The sequence below is a fragment of the Saccharothrix xinjiangensis genome, assembly GCF_039527585.1.
Classification (GTDB): Bacteria; Actinomycetota; Actinomycetes; order Mycobacteriales; family Pseudonocardiaceae; genus Actinosynnema; species Actinosynnema xinjiangensis.
In genome coordinates, this window is sequence record NZ_BAAAKE010000110.1 from 1 (window position 1) to 501 (window position 501).

Here is a 501-nt window from a genome sequence, read left to right on the forward strand (position 1 = left end):
AGGCGGTGACGGTCAGCTCGACGCGTCCGTGCCAGGGGTAGTCGGTGCGGGTGGTGATCTCCACGGCGGAGCCGTCGACCTCGGTGCGGATCGTGCCGGCCGAGTAGAGGTGGACCTGCACGCCGTCGTGGTCGGTCGTGGTGGTGTAGCCGTGCAGGGAGGCGATCAGGCGGGCCAGGTTGGGCGGGCAGCACGCGCAGGAGTACCACGCCAGGCGCTGCGAGGGCGCGTCCTCTTCCGACCCGTCGTGGCCGGTGCGCAGGTGCAGCGGGTTGGAGTAGAAGAAGTGCTCTCCGTCCAGCGAGGTGGAGCCCGCGACCGCGTTGTACAGCGCGCGTTCCAGCTCGTCGGCGTAGCGGGTCCCGTCGGTGGCCAGCAGCATGCGCCAGTTCCACTGCACGGAGGCGATGGCGGCGCAGGTCTCGGCGTAGGCGCGGTCGGCGGGCAGTTCGTAGGGGTCGCCGAACGCCTCGTCGCGGTGGCGGGAGCCGTGGGCGCCGG

General features: G+C 72.1%; 1 protein-coding gene. It reads right to left on the reverse strand.

All coding sequences use genetic code 11. From position 1 onward, the window contains the following. A partial coding sequence (locus ABD223_RS43465) for a beta-L-arabinofuranosidase domain-containing protein (protein WP_344044247.1) occupies nucleotides 1–501 on the reverse strand: 501 nt, incomplete at both ends.